20 protein-coding genes are annotated in these 21,094 nt (G+C 43.5%); 16 read left to right on the forward strand and 4 right to left on the reverse strand.

Annotated features, from left to right (window positions below):
* Positions 1-452 precede the first annotated feature (452 nt).
* The 7 genes from O9X84_RS03630 (at position 453) to O9X84_RS03660 (ending at position 6,245) form a co-directional block, all read left to right on the forward strand.
* Complete coding sequence (locus O9X84_RS03630; protein WP_269518198.1) at positions 453-1,025, forward strand: FxsA family protein; 573 nt, start codon at positions 453-455, stop codon at positions 1,023-1,025.
* Between the two features lie 275 nt (positions 1,026-1,300).
* Entirely contained in the window at positions 1,301-1,591 is a 291-nt protein-coding gene (locus tag O9X84_RS03635) for a co-chaperone GroES (protein ID WP_071980927.1), read from the forward strand.
* A gap of 40 nt (positions 1,592-1,631) precedes the next feature.
* A complete protein-coding gene (gene groL, locus O9X84_RS03640; RefSeq protein ID WP_269518199.1) occupies positions 1,632-3,272 on the forward strand; it encodes a chaperonin GroEL in 1,641 nt (546 codons plus the stop codon).
* 200 nt (positions 3,273-3,472) lie between these two features.
* Positions 3,473-4,330, forward strand: a complete 858-nt coding sequence (locus O9X84_RS03645) for a hypothetical protein (protein ID WP_269518200.1) — start codon at positions 3,473-3,475, stop codon at positions 4,328-4,330.
* Positions 4,311-4,733, forward strand: a complete 423-nt coding sequence (locus O9X84_RS03650) for a hypothetical protein (RefSeq protein ID WP_269518201.1) — start codon at positions 4,311-4,313, stop codon at positions 4,731-4,733. Before O9X84_RS03645 ends, O9X84_RS03650 begins: the two co-directional genes overlap by 20 nt.
* Positions 4,734-5,044: 311 nt before the next feature.
* Positions 5,045-5,263, forward strand: a complete 219-nt coding sequence (locus O9X84_RS03655; RefSeq protein ID WP_269518203.1) for a hypothetical protein — start codon at positions 5,045-5,047, stop codon at positions 5,261-5,263.
* Between the two features lie 34 nt (positions 5,264-5,297).
* Complete coding sequence (locus O9X84_RS03660) at positions 5,298-6,245, forward strand: hypothetical protein (RefSeq protein WP_269518204.1); 948 nt, start codon at positions 5,298-5,300, stop codon at positions 6,243-6,245.
* A gap of 698 nt (positions 6,246-6,943) precedes the next feature.
* On the opposite strand, the gene O9X84_RS03665 is transcribed toward O9X84_RS03660, so the two are convergent.
* Positions 6,944-8,764 (reverse strand): DUF885 domain-containing protein, encoded by a 1,821-nt coding sequence (locus O9X84_RS03665; RefSeq protein ID WP_269518206.1) that lies wholly within the window; start codon positions 8,762-8,764, stop codon positions 6,944-6,946.
* A 173-nt stretch (positions 8,765-8,937) separates the two neighbouring features.
* Between O9X84_RS03665 and ppiC the strand changes: the two genes are divergently transcribed.
* Positions 8,938-9,219 (forward strand): peptidylprolyl isomerase PpiC, encoded by a 282-nt coding sequence (gene ppiC / locus O9X84_RS03670; RefSeq protein ID WP_269518207.1) that lies wholly within the window; start codon positions 8,938-8,940, stop codon positions 9,217-9,219.
* 16 nt (positions 9,220-9,235) lie between these two features.
* On the opposite strand, the gene O9X84_RS03675 is transcribed toward ppiC, so the two are convergent.
* Entirely contained in the window at positions 9,236-9,949 is a 714-nt protein-coding gene (locus O9X84_RS03675) for a hypothetical protein (RefSeq protein WP_269518208.1), read from the reverse strand.
* A gap of 111 nt (positions 9,950-10,060) precedes the next feature.
* On the reverse strand, positions 10,061-10,234 hold the full coding sequence (locus tag O9X84_RS03680) for a DUF6435 family protein (RefSeq protein ID WP_269518209.1): 174 nt from the start codon (positions 10,232-10,234) through the stop codon (positions 10,061-10,063).
* A 651-nt stretch (positions 10,235-10,885) separates the two neighbouring features.
* Here O9X84_RS03680 and O9X84_RS03685 point away from each other — a divergent pair.
* From O9X84_RS03685 to speA, 5 genes are all read left to right on the forward strand, one after another.
* Positions 10,886-12,043 carry an NAD(P) transhydrogenase subunit alpha gene (locus O9X84_RS03685; protein ID WP_269518210.1) on the forward strand — a complete coding sequence of 386 codons (1,158 nt, stop codon included), beginning with the start codon at positions 10,886-10,888 and terminating at the stop codon, positions 12,041-12,043.
* Positions 12,044-12,045: 2 nt separating this feature from the next.
* Positions 12,046-12,327 (forward strand): NAD(P) transhydrogenase subunit alpha, encoded by a 282-nt coding sequence (locus tag O9X84_RS03690; RefSeq protein WP_269518211.1) that lies wholly within the window; start codon positions 12,046-12,048, stop codon positions 12,325-12,327.
* A gap of 11 nt (positions 12,328-12,338) precedes the next feature.
* Complete coding sequence (locus O9X84_RS03695; protein ID WP_269518212.1) at positions 12,339-13,727, forward strand: NAD(P)(+) transhydrogenase (Re/Si-specific) subunit beta; 1,389 nt, start codon at positions 12,339-12,341, stop codon at positions 13,725-13,727.
* Between the two features lie 181 nt (positions 13,728-13,908).
* A complete protein-coding gene (locus O9X84_RS03700) occupies positions 13,909-14,346 on the forward strand; it encodes an arginine decarboxylase (protein WP_269518213.1) in 438 nt (145 codons plus the stop codon).
* Between the two features lie 124 nt (positions 14,347-14,470).
* Positions 14,471-16,387, forward strand: a complete 1,917-nt coding sequence (gene speA, locus O9X84_RS03705) for a biosynthetic arginine decarboxylase (RefSeq protein WP_269518214.1) — start codon at positions 14,471-14,473, stop codon at positions 16,385-16,387.
* 89 nt (positions 16,388-16,476) lie between these two features.
* Here speA and O9X84_RS03710 read toward each other — a convergent pair whose 3' ends face one another.
* On the reverse strand, positions 16,477-17,577 hold the full coding sequence (locus O9X84_RS03710) for a serine hydrolase domain-containing protein (protein ID WP_442864504.1): 1,101 nt from the start codon (positions 17,575-17,577) through the stop codon (positions 16,477-16,479).
* A 478-nt stretch (positions 17,578-18,055) separates the two neighbouring features.
* On the opposite strand from O9X84_RS03710, the gene O9X84_RS03715 reads away from it, so the two are divergent.
* Genes O9X84_RS03715 through O9X84_RS03725 form a run of 3 tightly spaced genes read left to right on the forward strand, consistent with a single transcriptional unit; the run spans position 18,056 to position 21,089 of the window.
* Positions 18,056-19,678, forward strand: coding sequence for a DNA-3-methyladenine glycosylase 2 family protein (locus tag O9X84_RS03715; RefSeq protein ID WP_269518215.1), 1,623 nt, complete (start codon positions 18,056-18,058; stop codon positions 19,676-19,678).
* Positions 19,675-20,208: a methylated-DNA--[protein]-cysteine S-methyltransferase gene (locus tag O9X84_RS03720; RefSeq protein ID WP_269518216.1), complete on the forward strand. Its 534-nt coding sequence runs from the start codon at positions 19,675-19,677 to the stop codon at positions 20,206-20,208. Before O9X84_RS03715 ends, O9X84_RS03720 begins: the two co-directional genes overlap by 4 nt.
* Positions 20,199-21,089, forward strand: coding sequence for a DMT family transporter (locus O9X84_RS03725; protein ID WP_269518217.1), 891 nt, complete (start codon positions 20,199-20,201; stop codon positions 21,087-21,089). The genes O9X84_RS03720 and O9X84_RS03725 overlap by 10 nt, the downstream gene beginning before the upstream one ends.
* The last annotated feature ends 5 nt before the right edge of the window (positions 21,090-21,094 follow it).

Here is a 21,094-nt window from a genome sequence, read left to right on the forward strand (position 1 = left end):
TCTCGGTACTTATTAAGTACGGGCCCAGTACTGAATGAGTACTTTTATGGGCATTTATACACGCTTGCCTTACAAAAGGTGCTTAATTATACCAAAATAGGGTATCGGGTTTGACATACTTCACCGTAAATAAGGGTAAGACTATCTACGTAACCTCTGCCTACTTTTGTAACAGCGGTCATCCCGTCCCGAAATAAGTGGTGATATTTTACTGCCAGTGACTGATTCATAGTAAAACTGACGCAAAGTAAACCGAATACAAAATAGCACTGATAGATAGACCGTTAGTTTTCAAATATTGTTTCATGTATGTGTAGCAAGCCTAGGGTTTTCGATAGCAGTAGTTATCGGTCGTATTGAACGTGTAGTTAACCGAGAGCAAACGAACCTTTGATTGCTTTTGGCCTCAATACCCATATATCACTTAATAGACTGTTTAAAGAGGACTCATCTTGCGGGTTTTATTCATTTTATTTGCCGTACTTCCTATTTTAGAAATCGCCTTACTGGTTAATGTTGGCAGCATTATTGGTGGTTGGAACACAATAGGCATCGTTATTCTCACTGCTTTTATTGGCTCTTACTTTGTAAAGCGCGAGGGGCTCAGTACGCTTCAAACCGCGCAGGCAAAAATGCAGCGCAACGAAATGCCGGGGAAAGAGCTTGTAGAAGGGCTAATGCTAGTGGTAGCTGGCGTTTTACTGGTGACCCCAGGGTTTATTACCGACATATTGGGTTTTATGTTTGTATTACCCGGAACGCGACATTTACTTGCTGCGCAGGTGAGCAAGCACATGAAAATGCGCGTTGTTATGCCCGGTGCGGGCGCTGGTGGTGCAGGACCAGGTGCAAGTGGCTTCAATACAAACGGGCAACAAAGCCCCTTTAGCAGCGATCCTTTTGGCAGCGATCCTTTCGGCAGTAAGGATTCGCCATTTACGACATCAGCGAAAAACAAAGACGATGTGATTGAAGGTGAATATACTGACAAGACGCAAAACGACGAAGACAAGCGGTTAAAGTAAACCCACTACATACCGCTTGCGAGTAGTTTCTGACTTGATGCTGAGCCGTCTCATCCTCAAACTAATCCCCCTAAACGCGTGTATTTCGCAAAAAAATCAATTTTTTTACATTTTTTTGTGGAAAAACACTTGAACTTGTTTGGGTACTGCCCCATTTATCCGTGCAGATAACATTTTAACTGCTCAGCAATGAGCGTTCCAGGCAATCAACATTCAAAACAGTGAATGTTGAATATTCTTTAATTTGAATAGTGGAATTTTCAGGAGACTTGAAAATGGCAATTCGTCCTTTACACGACCGCGTAATAATTAAACGCGCAGAGCAAGAAAGTAAATCTGCAGGCGGTATCGTTCTGACTGGTTCTGCAGCAGAAAAATCAACTCGCGGTGAAGTAATCGCTGTGGGTAATGGTCGCATACTTGAGAATGGTGAAATTAAAGCGCTAGACGTAAAAGTTGGTGACACCGTTATTTTCAGTGACGGTTACGGCGTTAAAACAGAAAAGCTGGATGGTGAAGAAGTTCTAATCCTTAGCGAAAGCGACATCCTAGCGATTGTTGAGTAATAACGACTAACGTTTAACCGAATTAGAGAGGAATTGAATCATGGCAGCTAAAGAAGTACGTTTTGGTGACGACGCTCGCACAAAAATGCTTAAAGGCGTAAATACGCTAGCAAACGCAGTAAAAGTAACGCTTGGTCCTAAAGGCCGTAACGTTGTTTTAGACAAGTCTTTCGGCGCACCGACCATTACTAAAGATGGTGTATCTGTAGCGAAAGAAATCGAACTTGAAGACAAGTTTGAGAACATGGGCGCACAGATGGTGAAAGAAGTAGCCTCTAAAGCGAACGATGAAGCGGGTGACGGTACAACTACCGCCACTGTGCTTGCACAAGCTATCGTTACTGAAGGCCACAAGTCTGTTGCTGCGGGTATGAACCCAATGGACCTTAAGCGCGGTATCGATAAAGCTGTTATCGCAGCGGTTGCTGAGCTTAAAGCGCTTTCTACAGACTGTGCAGACAGCAAGTCTATCGCACAAGTTGGTACTATCTCTGCAAACTCTGACTCTGAAGTTGGCGACATCATTGCACAAGCAATGGAAAAAGTAGGTAAAGAAGGTGTTATCACTGTAGAAGAAGGTCAAGCACTTCAAAACGAACTAGACGTTGTTGAAGGCATGCAATTCGACCGTGGTTACCTATCTCCTTACTTCATCAACAACCAAGAAAACGGTACTGTTGAACTAGATAGCCCATTCATCTTGTTAGTAGATAAGAAAATTTCTAACATCCGTGAATTGCTTCCAACGCTTGAAGGCGTAGCGAAAGCTGGTAAGCCACTACTTATTATGGCTGAAGATGTTGAAGGCGAAGCGCTAGCAACATTAGTTGTAAACAACATGCGCGGTATCGTGAAAGTTGCTGCGGTTAAAGCACCTGGTTTCGGCGACCGTCGTAAAGCAATGCTTCAAGACATCGCGGTACTGACAGGCGGTACAGTAATCTCTGAAGAGATTGGTTTAGACCTTGAAAAAGTGCAGCTTGAAGACCTAGGTACAGCGAAACGCGTAGTTATCAACAAAGACAATACGACTATTGTTGATGGTAACGGCGACGAAGAAGCGATTGAAGGCCGTTGTGCACAAATTAAAGGTCAAATTGAAGACTCTTCATCTGACTACGACAAAGAAAAGCTTCAAGAGCGTTTAGCTAAGCTTTCTGGCGGTGTTGCAGTCATTAAAGTTGGTGCAGCAACTGAAGTAGAAATGAAAGAGAAGAAAGACCGCGTTGAAGATGCTCTACACGCAACGCGTGCAGCGGTTGAAGAAGGCGTAGTACCTGGTGGTGGTGTTGCTCTAGTTCGTGCAGCGGCTAAGCTTGCTGACCTAACTGGTGACAACGAAGACCAAACTGTAGGTATTAAACTTGCGCTACGTGCAATGGAATCGCCTCTACGTCAAATCGCGAGCAATGCTGGTGCAGAAGCATCTGTTGTTGTTAACGCTGTTAAAGGCGGCGAAGGTAACTACGGTTACAACGCTGGTAACGACACGTATGGCGACATGCTAGAGATGGGTATTCTTGACCCAACTAAAGTAACGCGTTCTGCACTACAGTTTGCAGCATCAATTGCCTCACTTATGATTACCACTGAAGCGATGGTTGCTGAAGTGCCTAAAGATGAGTCAGCTCCTGCAATGCCTGATATGGGCGGCATGGGCGGAATGGGCGGCATGATGTAATCAATCGATGCCTATTCCGTCCTTCCAAATCAATGGTTTACTCTCAATGTATGCAATTAAGTATACGCAGATGTAGGCACTGATGTAGGACGAAAAATAGCTTTAAGAAAGGCGTTGGGTTCAGACTCAGCGCTTTTTTTGTTGTATTCGAGTCGGTAAGCGTTAAGATTTGATTAGAAAATAAAAAGTAGAGAATAGGAATGGAATCTGATTTAGAGTTGAAATATGACTACCTGGCTAACCGCAGTAATCCCGCCGCAGTCTTCGATACAATGGCAAAATATGTCAAAAGCTACGACGATTTAGGAAATCTACTAGCAGAGTCTATTGGTTTAAAGGATGATTTTACTTTTCAGTTAATCTCCGTAAATCACGGCTCCATTAAAAGCAGATTGGGGGCAGCAAAAGGGCGCTTGAAAAGTCTAGTAACTGAGGCACTATTTGACTCAGCTGTGCACCTGCATAGTGATTTAACAGCAGTTGAAGAAACCTCTTCAGAAGAAGAAGTAATGGCAATAGCCCAAGGTCTAGAGGAGCGACTGACTCGAGCGTTAGATTCAACAGGAGAAGCCATAAATCCACCTATCGTCGACCCTAAAAGATTAGCTGAAGTTCTCCAATCACTTTCTGCTGCAAATGATAGTACTATGAATGGAGAAACTTTGCGGATTAGTTCGTCTACGAGTCGGAGCGATATGAACATGTCGTGGCGTTTCACTGGTGACCCGAAGGTAATGTTTTCAGCAAAAGTCAGCCATTTTAAAGGTCAACTACAAATCAGGGTCAAAATCTCAGTTAATCAGGGCTCTCAGGCATGGGCTGTAACTGCTCTTAAAAACAACCTGACTTTCCATGCAAAAGTTCAAAACGAAGAATGGTTGAAGCGGTATCAAGAGGTTGACATAGCACCTATCAGTGCAAAAGACGTGGTAACTGCCGAGATAGAGTATGACGTATATGATTTACCAACGGGTACAGAGATTAAGAACGCTAAAATCACAAACGTATTGAGCATTGAGCGTTATAAAGGTACTCAAAGTGGCCTCTTCGATAACTAACCATAAAAAGCGGGTGCTATTAGCGAATCTTACAGCTGGCTATCTCTTCGTTTTGTTGCCTCTAATTATCTTAGTGGTTATCAAACTGCTTCATTTTAAAAGCTGGCAATCCATTTTATTAGCAGGTGATTGGTCTTTAGCTTCCTGTATAATATTTGGGCAAAATGTAGCCAACCTTTCAAAGGCTGTTGTCGCTAGAGGAAAGGAAATTCAATCTAGCATGTTTGTCTTTTATTTTGCTAGGCGCCTTGTTGGCGTTGTCATTTCATTGGTGATATATATTTTGATGCTGGTTGAGCCAAACCTCTATCTCGGTCTCCTCCAGATTGCACTATTTGCTTGGGCAAGTTTGAAATATTTTACAGATGGTATTGTCACAGAGATGTTGAAAAGTGAGGAGTAGAGTAAGCTGAATGAACTTTCTTGAAACCAAATTTTCCAACACAAGCAGTAATGGTCTGCAATTTAAATAGCAGCGTCGGGCGCAAATTTTTGTAAGTTGATTAGTATAGATGCTTACATGCCCCCCTGATTTCCATTAACATTAAACGTAGTTTGGTTTGTCATTACATTATTGTATTAGCCATACTGAAAAATGGATAGTAGGTTTATATAACGCATGTTTTTCAACCAATTAAATTGAACGATCTAGTGTGAAGTGGTAGTATGAAAAACGTACGTGATTATTAAGGGATTACCCCCAATGGATTTCGAATGAAAGAATTTTTTAACACTCTTTTGAAACGTCAGTTTGATGTAGCGATGTCTAACAGAATTAGAAGAGAGCGAGATACGCCAGTTGTTGATTTGGAGATTGAAGCGTCTGGCTTTCAAGTTAATTTCAGATCGTTAGTAGATAATAAAACGGTAAATACTCAGGCGAGAAAGCTTCTAGAGTCATCTGCAGGCGAGAAAGCTCCTAGAGTAATCTGAATACAGCGAAGGACGGACGGTAGAGGGAGTACTTTTGATATCGATACAGGGAACGTTGTTTATTGTTTCGGCTATTGCTTTGTCCGGATACTTTTACAATGAAAAAAGCTATAAACATAAATATGCAATAAAACGAATGACAGGTTACTTGTTGTTTTATAGGCTGCTTTTTTCGGGAAGCAAATTTTTGGTTGCTGCTGGTGTTTTTTATTTTTTTACTGTTCCCGCATTAAAGACTCTAGCTAATGAACAATCTGCATTTGGTGATGGACAAACATATGGGCAATATTTATTAAACATATTCGACTCATGGGCCCCTTATAAGCTTCTCTTTATAACCCTAGCAACGTTTTGCGTATCGGTAATATATACTTGGTTAACCAACTTACTGAGCATTGCGAGGGTTTTTTTGTCTCACAATATCAATGAATTCTTTGCTGGAATGTACGTAAAGGCTCAAAAGAAATCTGGTAATGAAAATGACTACATAAAAGAGTTTAAAAAAGCCAAAATTACTCTTAAAAAAGCGAAAAGGCTTCTTAAAGTTCATCGATATAAAGCCGCTGAAAAAAATGAGTTTAAACTTCATCTTTTTGAGGCCACACTCAAATGGAATCCGGTACTCGTTTCTTTATCTACAGGGAAAGCATATGTTGGATATGTTTTTGCGGACAAAATGGAAAGCATACATGCAGAAGACGATGCCTTCAGTATTATCCCGGTTGCGTCAGGTTACCGGGACGATGATCAAAAGTTCAAAATCAATGAGCTCCATGAAAATATTGCAACGGAGTTGATAGGTATATCAGAAAGCGACAAGCGGAATGCAAGTTTGAATAATACACCTATAAATGATCCAAGAATACAGCTCGCAGAGAGCTTATCTGAGTCTTTCAGAGTGAGCTTTCCATTTTCTTCAGTTGTTAGCGTGTCGTACTTTAAAATTTCTGATATCAAAAGCGCTTGCAAAACCGGAGTTTGAATTTTAGAGCTATAGTGTAAAGCTTAAGGCACTATGCTCACTAACCTCAATAAATCCCATCTCTTTATATTAATGAATAAGGAGATTTTCTCAACTTGCTTGATTTTTATCTGGCAGAAAGTAGGTAGATTTTCTCTCACCAATATATCCACTAGGTGCAAAGACCACACAATAAATAAGTTTGGATTAAGGTTTTTCTCAGATGCAAATAGTCAATTTAATTACGTTATTTGATTTTCGTATGGCAGTACTCCGGTTAGCTCTTTCAGCTGAAACGTTTATGTACGATTGAATTGCGAACGAAGAACGATTTTTTTTAGCAATCTGTCATATCAATTATTTAAACTTGAAAATAGTATTTTTTCGATAAGACGACGAATTATGCCTAACGAAAGTCTACGCGATGGCACCAAAGAACACACTGTACATTTTTCGCATACTGCGAAATTATTAAAGACACTCTCCAGTAAAGATATATTAGAACAGCATTGAAATCGCAAATCTGTAAAATTTTTTAACGATTGAGGGTGATATTAATAAAATCGTTTTAGAGAGACGGAATAAGGTTAAAGACGCTATTCACAGTTTGTTCATCAGAAACGAGTCCCTACTGATGGAGCAAGTGGCGGAAAATAATTGAGCTAAACACCAAAAAACCATGACCCACAAATTGTAAATCTTGTAGGTCATGTATGCTTTTATATACTCTTTTCTTCAATGTAAGCGTCAATTAACTCCTCGAGGATCGCCAAAGGAACCGCGCCATTTTTTAACACCACATCATGAAAGTCTCTTAGGTCGAACTTATCGCCCAAGGCAGTTTTCGCTTTCTCTCGCAGTTCCAAAATCTTAAGCATGCCTACTTTGTACGAGGTAGCCTGTCCTGGCATCACAATATAGCGTTCAATTTCCGAGGTAACATCGCTTAATGCCATACCTGTGTTACTTGCCATGTAGTCGATGGCTTTTTCTCGGGTCCAGCGTTTTTGGTGAATTCCAGTGTCTACCACTAAGCGTACCGCTCTAAACAATTCCGCCTGAAGTCGACCAAGGTTGTCCAGTGGGTTGTCTTGAAAGCCCATTTCCCACGCTAAATATTCTGAGTACAGTGCCCATCCTTCTGTGTAGGCAGTAAATGGCGACATTTTTCGAATAAAAGGCATGCCCTCTATTTCCATCGCTAGCGCTATTTGAAAATGATGACCCGGAATACCTTCGTGGTAGGCCAGCGTTCGCATACTGTATTTAGGGGTAGCCTTTATATCGTAAAGATTAGCGAAGAAGCGGCCCGGTCTTGAACCGTCTATGGCCGGCTGCTGATAATACGCACCAGGTGCAGTTTTCTCCTTAAACTCAGGAATGCGTACTACTTCCATACCTGCTTCGGGACGAATACGGAAAACCTCGCTCATACCTTCTTCAATTTCATCAAGAATGGTTTGATAGTCTTTGAGTATTTGTTCACGGCCAGCATCGCTGTCTTCATAGTAGTGAGTAGGGTCTGCTGCAAGGGCGTCCATTGCTTTTGTAAACCCTAACGTTACGTCGTAGCCTTCGCCTTCAAGAATTGTCAGCATTTCGCCTTGAATTCGAGCAACTTCTTTTAAGCCGATATTGTGAATTTCATCTGCAGTCATATCGGTGGTAGTGAAAAAGCGAAGGGCGTTGGCGTATACCTTATCGCCATCGGGTAAGTGCCAATATCCGTGGTCGTTACCTGCCTTTGCCTGTAGTGTTGTGAAGTAGTCGATAAATAGCTGATAAGCGCTATTTACATCATCATTAATGCGCGCTTCGGCTTCAGCCAAAAACTCATCTTGCTGTTCTTGCGACAGTGTTTCTACATCAGCCATTTTCTCTTTTAACGAGCTATACAAAATGTTTTCGTTAAGCGGCGAAGCAACAAAGCCGTTCATTTCATCGAGCACGCGAGTAATAACAAATTGGGGAGGAATAATACCTTTTTCCTCACGCAGTTTTAGCCCTTCAAGTACTTGGGCAAACTTTTCATCTACCGCACCTAAGCGACTCAGGTAATTTTCAACATCGGTTGCATCATTAATTTGATGTTGACCCTGCATGAAGCTTGGAAAGCCGTTTTGCACACCAAATAATTGGTTTACAGGATAGGTGTGATATTGAAATGGCTCGTTGCCAATTAAGTAATCCAGCAAATAAAGAGTAATTTTTTTAGAAAGTAGCTCGTCTTTACTTAGGTCTTCATTATCGTAATCGACGATAACTTGCCTAATGCCTCGGGCCTTATCAAAAAGGGCTTCGCCTTTCTCGGGGCTGGCATCGTCGAGTTCTGAATTATGACCTTTAATACCCACAGACTCTAGAAAGCCTAACGACGTTAAGGTTTCAGGGCTATCAAACGCTACCTTTACCATCTCTCTGTTTAAAAAATTATTAAAGTAAAAGGGTTTATCTGCATACCATTCGTGTGCAGCAAAGCTGCCGCCTAAAGCGATTATGGCTACTAAGCCAACGCCAATCCATTTAAAAAATCGTTTCATTATTTTTATTGTCCAAATTTTATTCTCAACGCTACGTTAGCGGAATTTGCGCTAAAAAGTAAACCTGTTCAGCAAAATTGAAATACTACTTAGCGGTTATTCGCATGCTTACGCTAAGCGTTGCTCTGGGTTATACTTTGAAGCGTTAATATTCAAAGCTAATAGGCATTGTCATGGCAACAGCAGCCGCAGTACACATTTTGGTAAAAACCGAAAAAGAGGCGCTTTCTATTTTAGAGCAGCTTAAAAAAGGCAAAAATTTCGCCACGTTAGCGAAAAAACATTCAACGTGTCCATCGGGTAAGCGAGGCGGCGATTTGGGTGAATTTCGCCGCGGCCAAATGGTAAAAGCATTTGATGATGTTGTGTTTAAAAAAGAAGTGCTAAAGCTACACGGGCCTATAAAAACCCGCTTTGGTTTTCATATTATTAAAACCCTGTATCGGAATAACTAAATTCTAGACTTTCATTTTAAATTCCAGACTCCCATTTTTCGCCGCATACGTGAGTTGCCGTATAAGCGTTAAAGGGGCTGTTGTATTGATGGATGTTTTTCCGCATTAAAGCATTGTGATCAACACTAATGAATGGGGTAGCGCTGGCGTTCCCAGCCTTATCTAAACGATAGTAGCTAGTAGAGTAGTCGGAAAGCAGCATTCGGTTAGTTGCGGCACTTTCTGTTAAACGTACTCGAGTCACGGCTTTAAACCTCGCCCTTTCATCATCGAGTGCCAAAATAGTGCGATAGTAATACCCCTTCTCTGTTTGCTGCTGAGAAAAACTATTTAATGTCGCAATAAGATTGTTGAGGCTTATCGCTTCTCGCTGCAGCATAAAATCATGATGAATAATGTTGCTGCCTTCGTTAGTGGCACCACCGGCGGTATAGGCCTGCTCTTCCTCTAGTCGAGTTAAGTACTCTTGGCCTTCTTCGGTGTAATGCTCAAGTGCCTTAGTATTCATGTGCACGAAGTAATCACTAATGCCGGCAGGTACCACTTCAAACAGCATCACATCTGGTGTTACTGCACCGCGCTCTTCAGGCGTTTGTGGGCCTCTCGGTTCGCACTTTTCAGAAATAAAATAGTAGTATTGGCCCGCTTCAATGGCCTTGGCACTATGATGAAAAAAAGAAGATGTGATAACGATGCCGTATAACATCGTTATAAAGAAACGGAATGCCATAATGCCAACGCCCTTATTTAAATTAACTCACTCAAGCGTTAGTTTACGGGTATACGCACTACAATGCGATATGAAGTCTTGAATTGAAACAATATTGGCAGAAGCGGAAAACTACTGCTGTTTTTCAACTTCCTCTATTTTCTTCCACAATTCTTCAGATTCTGCAGTCAGCATAGAATACGTTTTAATATCGCCCTTCCTTTGTGCAAGCATAGCTCGCTCTAAAAGCTGGTCGTATTCTTTCCGCATTTTCTTTGACGGATTCGATTTAAAAAGCCCAAACACTATTTTTCTCCCCACGCCGCTCGGTACATTTGTTGTAAACACATTTTTTAAGAAAAAACGTTCCGGCTGCGTACTCTAATGGTGGTGTATTTGTTGTAATTCTTAATAGTTAGTAAAGCGCTCAATAGCCTGTGAAGCGTCGCGCGTAATGGGTAAACGTTTTAACTCCCGTAACTGATCACATTCTGACAAAAAAGATATGGCAAAGATGAAGTGGTAAAAATGAAGTGCCAAAAAAGAAATGACATAGGAATGGCTCACTTTTTTATCCAATAAGTGAGTTGTAGTTGATGTTACTCCGCTACCTCTGTGTGTTTTTTGTACCTTTACGGCTGTGCAAAAAACAACCTTTATACTTCTAATTGCCTCTTGGTAACCAAAACCATGATGACTGACATAAAGCATAAGTGAATTTCATATAAATTATAGTTATGTATTTAAGCTTAAAAATTTTTGTAATAAATATTTGCACAGCGTATGTTTACCGAGGTTAAGGGTGAAAATTAGACAAAATTTTTCGTGCGCTTTCACGTTGAAAAATTTAAACGGGCGTTTGATTTAGCCAAAAAATAATCAGCATAAATGAATAAAATGGTTTCGATAAGAAGAAATAGTGTCATTCTCGAATAGCCTAAGAATAAGGAGAAGCGTGTGAAAGTAATTGTTTTAAATGAATCTAAAACGCCAGACTCGCTATACAAAGTTGAAAAGCGATGTGCTGTAACGCCATCTAGCGCACAGCGTCTAATAAAGAAAGGGGCTTCTATTATACTTGAGGCCGGAGCAGGACTACTTTCTGGCTATTCTGATAAAGAGTATGAGGGTGTAGGTGTAGCCGTCATTAATGATGTGAATGATTCAATATCATCTGCAGATATGCTGGTGGCCGTTAACAAGCCTAGTGAGGCGCAGCTTGCGTTGCTGAAAAAAGGGGCCATTGTGGTTGGCCATCTTGACCCTTTCTTTCAACAGCCGCTTGTTGAGTCTATGGCAGAAAAACAGCTCACAGCCATTTCAGTTGAAATGATTCCGCGTTCTTCCCGTGCTCAAAAAATGGATGCGTTAAGCTCTCAAGCGAGTTTAGCGGGCTATGTAATGGTGATGCAGGCTGCAAGTTTGCTCCCTTCTATTTTACCTATGATGATGACGCCATCGGGCACCATAAAGCCTGCCAAAGTATTTATTATTGGCGCTGGCGTGGCAGGCCTGCAGGCTATTGCCACAGCAAAACGCCTTGGCGCTAATGTGCTTGCCTACGACACGCGCGAAGTGGTTGCAGAGCAGGTCGAGTCTCTTGGTGGAAAATTCCTTAAAATCGATATTGGTGTAACCGGGCAAACGAAAGACGGTTACGCCAAAGAGCTTACCGAAGAACAAAAAGCCAAGCAGCAAGACGCCCAGCGCGACGCTATTGCCGATTCAGATATTGTGATTACAACGGCGCAGCTGTTTGGCCGAAAACCTCCTGTACTTATTGCTAAAGACACGCTGGCGTTAATGAAGCCTGGCAGTGTTGTTGTTGATATGGCTGCCACTTCAGGTGGCAACGTTGAAGGCTCTGTCCCGGGAAAAACCGTTGAGGTAAATGGCGTTAATGTTATTGGCGATGGGTATTGGAGTCAGTTTGTTGCGCGGGCTGCTACCGATATGTACGCCAATAATATTTATAACCTTATGGACGAATTCTACGACACCGAAACCAATACGTTCAACCTTAAATTGGACGACGATATTCTTGCTGGCTGCGTTATTGCGCATCAAGGAAATGTTACCAACGACATGCTGCTTAATGCATACAAAGGAGCCTAATTGTGGAAATCATATACTTACTTTTTATCGTGCTATTGGCAGGGTTTCTTGGTTTTGAACTCATTCGAAAAGTGCCTGCTACGCTTCATACGCCCTTAATGTCAGGTTCAAATGCTATTTCAGGTATTACCTTAGTTGGCGCCTTAGTGGCATCGGGTAGTGACAACAGCGTGTTAACTACCGTATTGGGTACCATTGCGGTGGCACTGGCCAGTATTAACGTGGTGGGAGGCTATTTAGTCACCGATCGCATGTTAAACATGTTTAAAAAGAAAACGAAGTAAGGAGTACGCAGGTGAATGATATTGTAACCACGATCAACCTTGCGTACGTAGTTGCTGCGGCACTATTTATTCTTGGTCTTAAATTATTGAGTCACCCAGATACAGCGAAAAAAGGTAACTTTATTTCTGCTGTTGGTATGTTTATAGCGGTTGTTGTTACTCTGCTCGATCAGCAGATCATCAGCTATCACTATATATTGCTAGGGTTTGTTATTGGCGGCGCATATGGTGCGTGGAAGGCAAAAACCGTTGAAATGACTTCAATGCCAGAGATGGTGTCGCTGTTTAATGGTTTTGGTGGCGCAGCATCACTGTTACTCGGCTGGGCGACGTTATCGGGCATGAGCGTACTCGCGCTTAACACTGCTGGTGCCTTTACCTTTGTTTCACTATTTTTCACCATACTGGTTGGTGGCGTTACCTTTTCAGGCTCAGTAGTCGCATGGGGAAAGCTATCCGGTAAAATGAGCTCAAAAGCGGTTGTCTTTACCGGGCTTCGTGAGCTAAGCATTCTTCATCTTATTGGCATGGTAGTGGTGGGGTATTTGTTCGCAACTGAACCGTCAAACCCAATTTGGCTGTATTGCGCAATCGCATTAGCACTTAGCTTTGGTTTGTGGGCCACTATTTCTATTGGCGGCGCTGATATGCCAGTAGTCATTGCTTTACTCAACAGTTACTCAGGAGTGGCTGCCTCTGCTGCAGGCTTGGCAACGGGCAATACCATTCTTATTGTTACGGGTTTATTGGTGGGGGCTTCAGGGCTTATCCTCACTAACATTATGTGTAAGGCCATGAACCGCTCACTAATGAATGTATTGCTATCTGGGTTTTCTACCCCTGTTGAGGCAGGCGAGAAAATTGAGGGCGAGATTAAAGTACTGGCCGCACAAGATGCATTTTACGTGTTAGAAGCAGCCCAAGCGGTATTGGTAGTGCCAGGATATGGCATGGCCGTAGCGCAAGCGCAACATGCAGTGCGTGAGTTGCAGTCTTTACTTGAGGACAACGGCTGTACGGTAGATTACGGTATTCATGCGGTTGCAGGGCGTATGCCTGGGCACATGAACGTACTGTTAGCCGAAGCCGACGTTCCCTACGATCAGCTGTACGAAATGGACGACGTTAACCCTCGCATGGAAAACTACGACGTGGTGATTGTTATTGGTGCCAATGATGTGGTTAATCCAGCTGCCAAAGAAATGAAAGGCAGCCCTATTTACGGTATGCCGGTTATTGAAGCATATCGAGCCAAATCGGTTTTTGTGTTAAAGCGTTCTGCTAACGCGGGATTTGCCGGAGTGGATAATCCACTTTTCTTTAAAGAAAATACCCGAATGGTGCTTGGTGATGCGAAAGAAACCATCAACAGTATTATCCGAGAATTTGGTGACGACTAATTGCGTCTTTAATTGAATCTTATTTGGGCTCGACGATACCTTCGTTTCGCCGAGCCTAATGACTTACGCCCCATCGCCGTAAAACGCCACAACACATAATGTGTGTAAGGTTGTTTAATCTTTCAATACGTTCTAACATCGATAAAAATGTTGTCTTCAAACACCGAGTAATAACCCCGCAATGAGTGACAATCTGCTTAATCGTTCATTTGATATTGAAATATTTCAAAGCTGTATTTTAGTGACACTTCGCGGACACTGGAATATGGTGACTAATGTTAACTATCTAGGTGAACTGTCCGATGTACTGCAAAGCCGAAAAGGCAAGTCCTTCCATCTACTAGTGGATATGCGGTGTTGGAGTATTCCGGATACCGACGTTTCAAGGCGTATAAAAGAGCCCGTTCAACTCGACCGCAGAAACCAGTTAAGTGAATTGTGGTTGGAAGACGACAAAACTGATGCCAATCATATCGCAGTGAAATTTTTTGCAAGTCAGCCTTTTACCTTTAGTCGCACTAAGGATGTAACCACATTTTTAAGCGACGTTGAAAAGAGAGTTGAACCAAGCGTGATGGCATACGTAACATCATGGATAGATACAGCAACGCCGCGATAAATTAAATTAGTCGAAACAATCGATATTTTACGTCGCAACATTTATGGCTTTGTCTATAATACGCGACTCATTTTTGCACGCATAAGTTGGGTAAATCCTAACGCACTTTTAAAAGGTGATCATATTGTCTAATTGGAGTATCGAGGAAGCAGAGCGCGTCTACGGCGTCTCTCAATGGGGTGGCGGTTATTTTCAGGTTGGTGAAAATGGCAATGTTCACATTACGCCCGTGCCCGAAAATCCGAGTATACGCATAGACTTCAATTCAGTTATTGAAGATATACGTAAAGAAGGTGTTCAGTTCCCCGTTGTTGTTCGTTTTCACGATATCTTGCGCTCGCAAGTAGCTGGGTTAAATAAGGCATTTCGTAAATCGATTGCCGAAGCTGAGTACAAAGGCGAATACCAAGGCGTTTACCCAGTAAAAGTAAACCAAATGCGCGAAGTGGTTGAAGAGATTGTCGATGCCGGCAAACCTTACAACTACGGGCTAGAAGCAGGGTCGAAAGCCGAGCTTTTAACCGTGCTAGCCATGAATACAAATGAAGAGTCGCTCACCATTTTAAATGGTTACAAAGACGACGAAGTCATGCGTTTAGCCCTCCTCGGGCGCAAGCTTGGTCGTCGTGTTGTTGTGGTTGTAGAGAAATACACCGAGCTATTGCTGCTGGTAAAAGTAGCAAAAGAATTAGATATAGACCCTATTATCGGCGTTCGCTCGAAAATGACGGTAAAAGGTCGCGGAAAGTGGGAAAGCTCAGGCGGCGAAAGAGCGAAGTTTGGTCTTACTATCACTGAAATAATCAATGCTGCCCGCTATTTAGAAGAGCAGGGCATGGCTCACTGCCTTAAGCTTTTGCATTTTCATATTGGTAGCCAGCTTACCGATATTAGAGCGGTGAAAGAAGCCGTTACTGAAGGTGCTCGTATTTATGCCGACCTTCATAAAATGGGCTTTGAGCTAGATTATGTTGATGTGGGCGGCGGCCTGGGTATTGATTACGACGGCAGTAATTCAACCAACGAATCGTCGCGTAACTACAGCATGCAAGAATATGTTGCTGACGTTGTGTACGGCATGAAAGAAATGTGCGACCTAGAAGGCGTACCTCATCCTCACTTGGTGAGTGAGAGCGGGCGCGCCATTACGGCACATCACAGCTGTGTGATAACTGAAATTGTGGGCGAAATTAAATCTAATGCCGCCACCATGGATACGTCAGCCAAAGAAGGTGAGCACTTTTTCTTAAAGAATATTAGAGAATTAGCAGACACCTTTGACGAGCAAGAAAACATGCATGAGGTATATAACGATGCCTCGCAGTACAAAGAGCAAGCTCTTGATGCTTTCAAGCTTCGCGTTATTCCTCTTGAGGAACTTGCCAAAATAGAAACGCTGTATTGGCAAATTATGGGTAGGCTGCAAACCTGGTATCGCAACGAAGAATACGTACCGGAAGAGCTGCAAGAGCTTGATTACAGTTTGTCGTCGCAGTACTTGTGTAACTTCTCTGTATTCCAGTCGGCTGCCGACACATGGGCAATCGATCAGTTGTTGCCAGTAGTGCCATTAACGCGCATGAACGAGGAGCCAACGGTAAATTGCTCTTTAGTCGACATTACTTGCGATAGTGATGGCAAGATTGACCAGTTCACTATTGGTAGAGAAATTACCGACGTGTTGCCTATGCACCCGTTAAAACAGGGCGAACCCTACTATGTAGGGTTGTTTTTAACAGGGGCTTATCAAGACGTAATGGGTGATATGCACAACCTATTTGGTCGCTTAAATGAAGTGCATATTTACAGCTATGACGACGACCCAGAAGACTTCTACATCGAAGAAGTCGTTAAAGGCTCATCGGTAGAAGATGTACTTAATGTTATGCAGTATAACCCTCGGGCTATGGCATCTGATGTTAAACGCCTAATTGATAAGCATGTGTGGGATGGCAAGCTCAAACCTAGAGAAGGTGTGCGCTGGACAGACTTTTACGAAAAATGTCTTAACGGTTATACCTATCTAAAACAGTCAAAATAGATATCGCTGGGTTTAGCTACCTGTTTCTCAAGGAAATACAAAGTAGCAAGCACAGTGGTAAGCAATTGGGTTAGTACAAGCCGGCGAGTTTAGTCGTCGGCTTGTTTTAAAAAGCGTTTCCATAGCTCTGCGGTAGCGCTGTTAATTATGTTCGACTCTGCATTCATTAACATAACATACCCGGCCTTTTTCTCAGGCATGAAAGCCACATCTGCACGATAACCTTTTACCCATCCGCCGTGATAATTAAGCTTTTTTCCATCAAGATCGTAAATACGCCAGCCCAAACCATAGTGGGCGTCGTTAATCATGCCTCGCCAGCCACGGCGATAGGTTTCGCGCTTAGTACGAACCCGTTCTGTGGTCACATATTCCACCATTTCTTTAGAGATAACAGTGGGAAACTCCCCAAGTAATGCCTGCAAATAAATGGTCATATCGTAAATGCTGGCGTTAACACCTGCGGCGGGGGAAAAGCGGTAGTAATTGCTTTCTACTTTGCCTTCGTGCCATTTATTGCGAGCGATGGCGATGTGTGGGCGAGCCCATGATTCTGAGGCGAGCAGCCCGCCTTTGCCAACACTTGACGAAGTCATACCTAACGGAGAAAACAGGTAAGATTGAATTTGGCTAGAATAAGACGTGTCTTGCCCGCTGAAGTAGTACTCTAACGCGCCAAATAAGGCGTTCTGATACGTGTAGCAGTCTCCCGGTTTACACAGTGGCTCAAGCTCACCTAGGGAGGTTAGTACACGTTCTAATGAATAGTCGGCTTCAATTAAATTATCGTAGGCGTTTGGCATGAAGCCACTTGATTGGCCAATGATATGCTGAAGTTCAAGTGCTTCCATCCCTTTTCCGCTAAACGGAATATCTGGAAGCAGGGTTTTAATTGGCGTGTTCCACGATAGCTGATTGCGTTCTACCAATTTAGCGCTAAGCAGCGCAGTGAAGGTTTTCGATACAGAAGCTAAGCGAAATACGGTGTCTTTTGTTACCTTTTCGCCGCCCCGTTTTTGAGTTTTACCATACACATAAACTCGTGGCGCCTTTCCTTGCTCATAAAAAACAAATGCATAGCCAGGTACATTGTATTTATCTGCCTCTTTTTTTACATAGCTGGCATAGTTATCAAGCCAGTCAGCAGACAATGTGTGCGAGTAAAGCACCAGCAGCGGAAATACACACATTAATAAAAAGCGCGACATCGAAATGCGCAAAATAGTTGGCATACAGTTAGCTCATCAAGCCGGCTTCTCTGCAATAAGAGAGATAGGCAGTCATTATCAAGATGGCGATATTATGCGGATAGGTTAGTCATTTATCAAATGTGCGTAAAAATGGCACTTTGTTGATAAGTGCCAATAAACGTTGAGAAGTGCTGAGAAAGGGAAAAAAAAGGTAGCGCAGCTCGCACAGCAGAAAATGTATGGCAAAATAGTGAGTTCTGATTTTGTCGCCTTAATTTCGGTTTTTAGGCGTAAACTATCTTAAGCGTAAACAAGGTATCTGAAACTAGGCGCTTTTAGAAAAACGCAGATGTATACGCTCAGAGGTGAACTCCTAGAAGTACATGCCGAGAAGTACATGCCCAGAATGAAAAGAGTAGGGCTAAATCAAAGATAACTAACTCAAGCTTATCGCCATTGATATGGGTAAGAGGTTTTAATGTCGGCAATAGTGAATGCACAACAACAAGCCTACGCATCAGCCAGATGCAGTAGAGATGCGCGCTTTGACGGTCGCTTTTTTGTTGCAGTGAAAACAACCGGGATCTTCTGCCGGCCGATTTGCCCAGCAAAGCTACCGAAAGAAGAAAACGTGGCGTATTACCATCTTGCAGTTCAGGCCATGTCTGATGGGTTTAGGCCCTGTTTGCGGTGCCGGCCTGACAGTGCGCCCCAATCTCCCGCATGGGAAGGGGTAGATACTACGGTGCAGCGGGCACTGTCGCTATTATCTGAAATACCAGCCCAGCCAATTAGTCATATTGCATCGCGCCTTGGTATTAGCGAGCGCTATGCCAATAAGTTACTCACCTCGTCTATCGGTTTATCGCCCAAACAGTTTCAAACCATGCAGCAGGCACTATTTGCTAAGCAACTGATACAGCAAACCACTCTGCCTCTGCTTGACGTAGCGATAAGTTGTGGCTTTTCATCCCAGCGCCAGCTGCAAAGAGTGATTCAGCAGTACTGTAAAACATCGCCATCAGGGCTTAGGCGCGCTAATAAGAAGGGTAGCCAAGGGCCTAGTCGAGGGGCAGGTCACGCGTTAGGTCAAAAAGTCGGGCTATTTCTTTCCTATCGACCTCCTTATAACTGGCCTTATGTGAGAGAGTTTTTAGCCGGGCGTGCGGTTGCAGAAATGGAAGTGGTAACCGAGAGCAGCTATCAGCGCTGGTTTGAATTTGACGGTGTGAAAGGGCAGTTTTGCGCCACACACAATGCTCGCAAAGGCGGGTTTGAAGTAGCAATAACATTGAACGATTTAACGCCGCTTTATCGGGTAATTGAAAACATAAAAGCCATGTTAGACTTAAAGGCGGATCCTATGCTTATTGAGCGCGGCTTACTCAATGCAGGATTAATAAAGGCGCAGCTTTTAGAAGGGTTAAGACTGCCAAGTGCATGGAGTGTGTTTGAGGCCGGTTGCCGAGCTATTGTGGGTCAGCAGGTTAGCGTAAAAGCGGCTATTGGGCAGCTGACTCTACTGGTGCATCACTTGGGTAAATGCGAAACCGGCGACGATGAGCTTCGCTATAGTTTTCCTTCAGCATCTGCGGTAGCAAGTAGCGATTTATCGTTTTTGCGAATGCCCCAGGCCAGAAAAAATGCGATTAAAAGCTTTGCACAGTTGTTTTCTACTAGTCAGTCTTCTGGTGCTTCTCCGAGCTGTTCAGAGGGCTCTTCTGGCAGCCATTTTCCAAGTCGTTACCCAAATCACTTTCAAAACCGCTCCCAAAGCCGTCCTCAAAGTCGCTCCCCGAGCCATGAAGATATGCTGGCGGTAAAAGGTGTGGGGCCGTGGACAGTAGATTATATTAAGATGCGCGGCGAACGAGACCCGGACGTTTACCTTGAAGGCGATCTTATTGTGAAAAAAATGGCAAAGTGCTACCCCGTTTGTGCAGGTGATGCTGCGCCGTGGCGAAGCTATCTTACGCTGCAGCTCTGGCAGCTATCCCAGCTTCCTCAAGCAGGCGGCGCGCCTGAGCCGGATAAAAAGTGTGCACCGAAACCAGACAGAAAACCAAGTGCGAACTTAGTCAAAAAGGGTCCAAGCCAGTGAATACAGACACCGCATCAAAGGTTTTTTCTCAATCGATACCCACAGAGCAAGGCGTGGTAACGGTGACAGCAAGCAATACTGGCGTTACCCGCATTGCGTTTAGTGAGTTTGAAGGTTGCTTGAAAGATAGTGTTAAAGGCAGCGTTGAAGATAGCGGTAAAGATAGCGTGCCTAATGGCATTACCGAAGAAGCTTGTTTACAGCTATCGGCCTATTTTGCGAAAACGCGTCACGAATTCGATTTGCCTATAGATGTCAAAGGCACAGAGTTCCAAACGTCGGTATGGAAGGCCTTACAGAGCATTCCCTACGGACAAACGGCAAGTTACTTAGATATTGCAAAACGCATTGGCAACCCTAAAGCGGTAAGAGCGGTAGGGCTTGCCAATGGTAAAAACCCCATTGCCATTGTTGTACCGTGTCATCGGGTTATTGGCAGCAATAAAACGCTAACGGGCTATGCGGGCGGTTTAGCGCGAAAGCAATTTTTACTTAATTTAGAGGGAGCCCAAGGCGGACTATGGGACTAAGAGATATTGTTGCATTGGTGGTGTTAGCCGGTATTTGGGGCGGCTCGTTTATCTTCATGCGTGTGGCGGCACCTGAATTTGGTATTTACGGGCTGGTGGCGGTTCGAACGCTACTTGCTACGGCCGTGTTACTGCCGCTGCTGATGCTAAAGGGCGGGCTATCGCAAATTAGGCATCACTGGTTTGCCATTGCTTTAGTGGGTTTGGTGAATACCGCTATTCCTTTTGTTCTTTTTAATTACAGCAGCCTGCATTTAGAAGCCGGCGTTAACGCTATCTTAAATGCAACCGCACCCATGTTTGGTGCCATAGTGGCTTGGTTATGGCTTGGAGATAAGCTCACCAAAAGCGCCATTGTAGGTTTACTGGTTGGGTTTGTTGGTGTGGCTGTTATCAGTCAGCAAAAACTCGGCGAGGGTGAAGTGAGCTTCTTTCCTATTCTTACCGCACTGCTGGCTACTACTTGCTACGGAATAGCTGCCAGTATGATGAAAAAGTGGTTGCAGGGTGTAAAACCTCTCGCTGTCGCCACCGGCAGTCAGGCCTTTGCTAGCATAATGTTAGCGCCTTTCGCTCTTGCTACGCTGCCGGCTACCATGCCAAGTAATAATGCATGGATTAATGCGGTAGCACTGGCTATTGGCGGAACGGGTATTGCCTACATTCTGTACTTTAAACTCATTGCTGATGTGGGGCCGGCAAAAGCGATTACTGTTGCATACCTAGTGCCTTTGTTTGGTATTATTTGGGGCGTATTATTACTGCAAGAACACCTTTCTGCGCAAACCATCGTTGGCGGCATCATGATATTGCTTGGCGTGGCGCTCACTACGGGGGTGTTAACCAAGCGAAGAATAAAGTCGAAGCTTGAATCGGCCTAATTTGG

The sequence above is a fragment of the Alteromonas sp. BMJM2 genome, assembly GCF_027257845.1.
Taxonomy (GTDB): domain Bacteria; phylum Pseudomonadota; class Gammaproteobacteria; order Enterobacterales; family Alteromonadaceae; genus Alteromonas.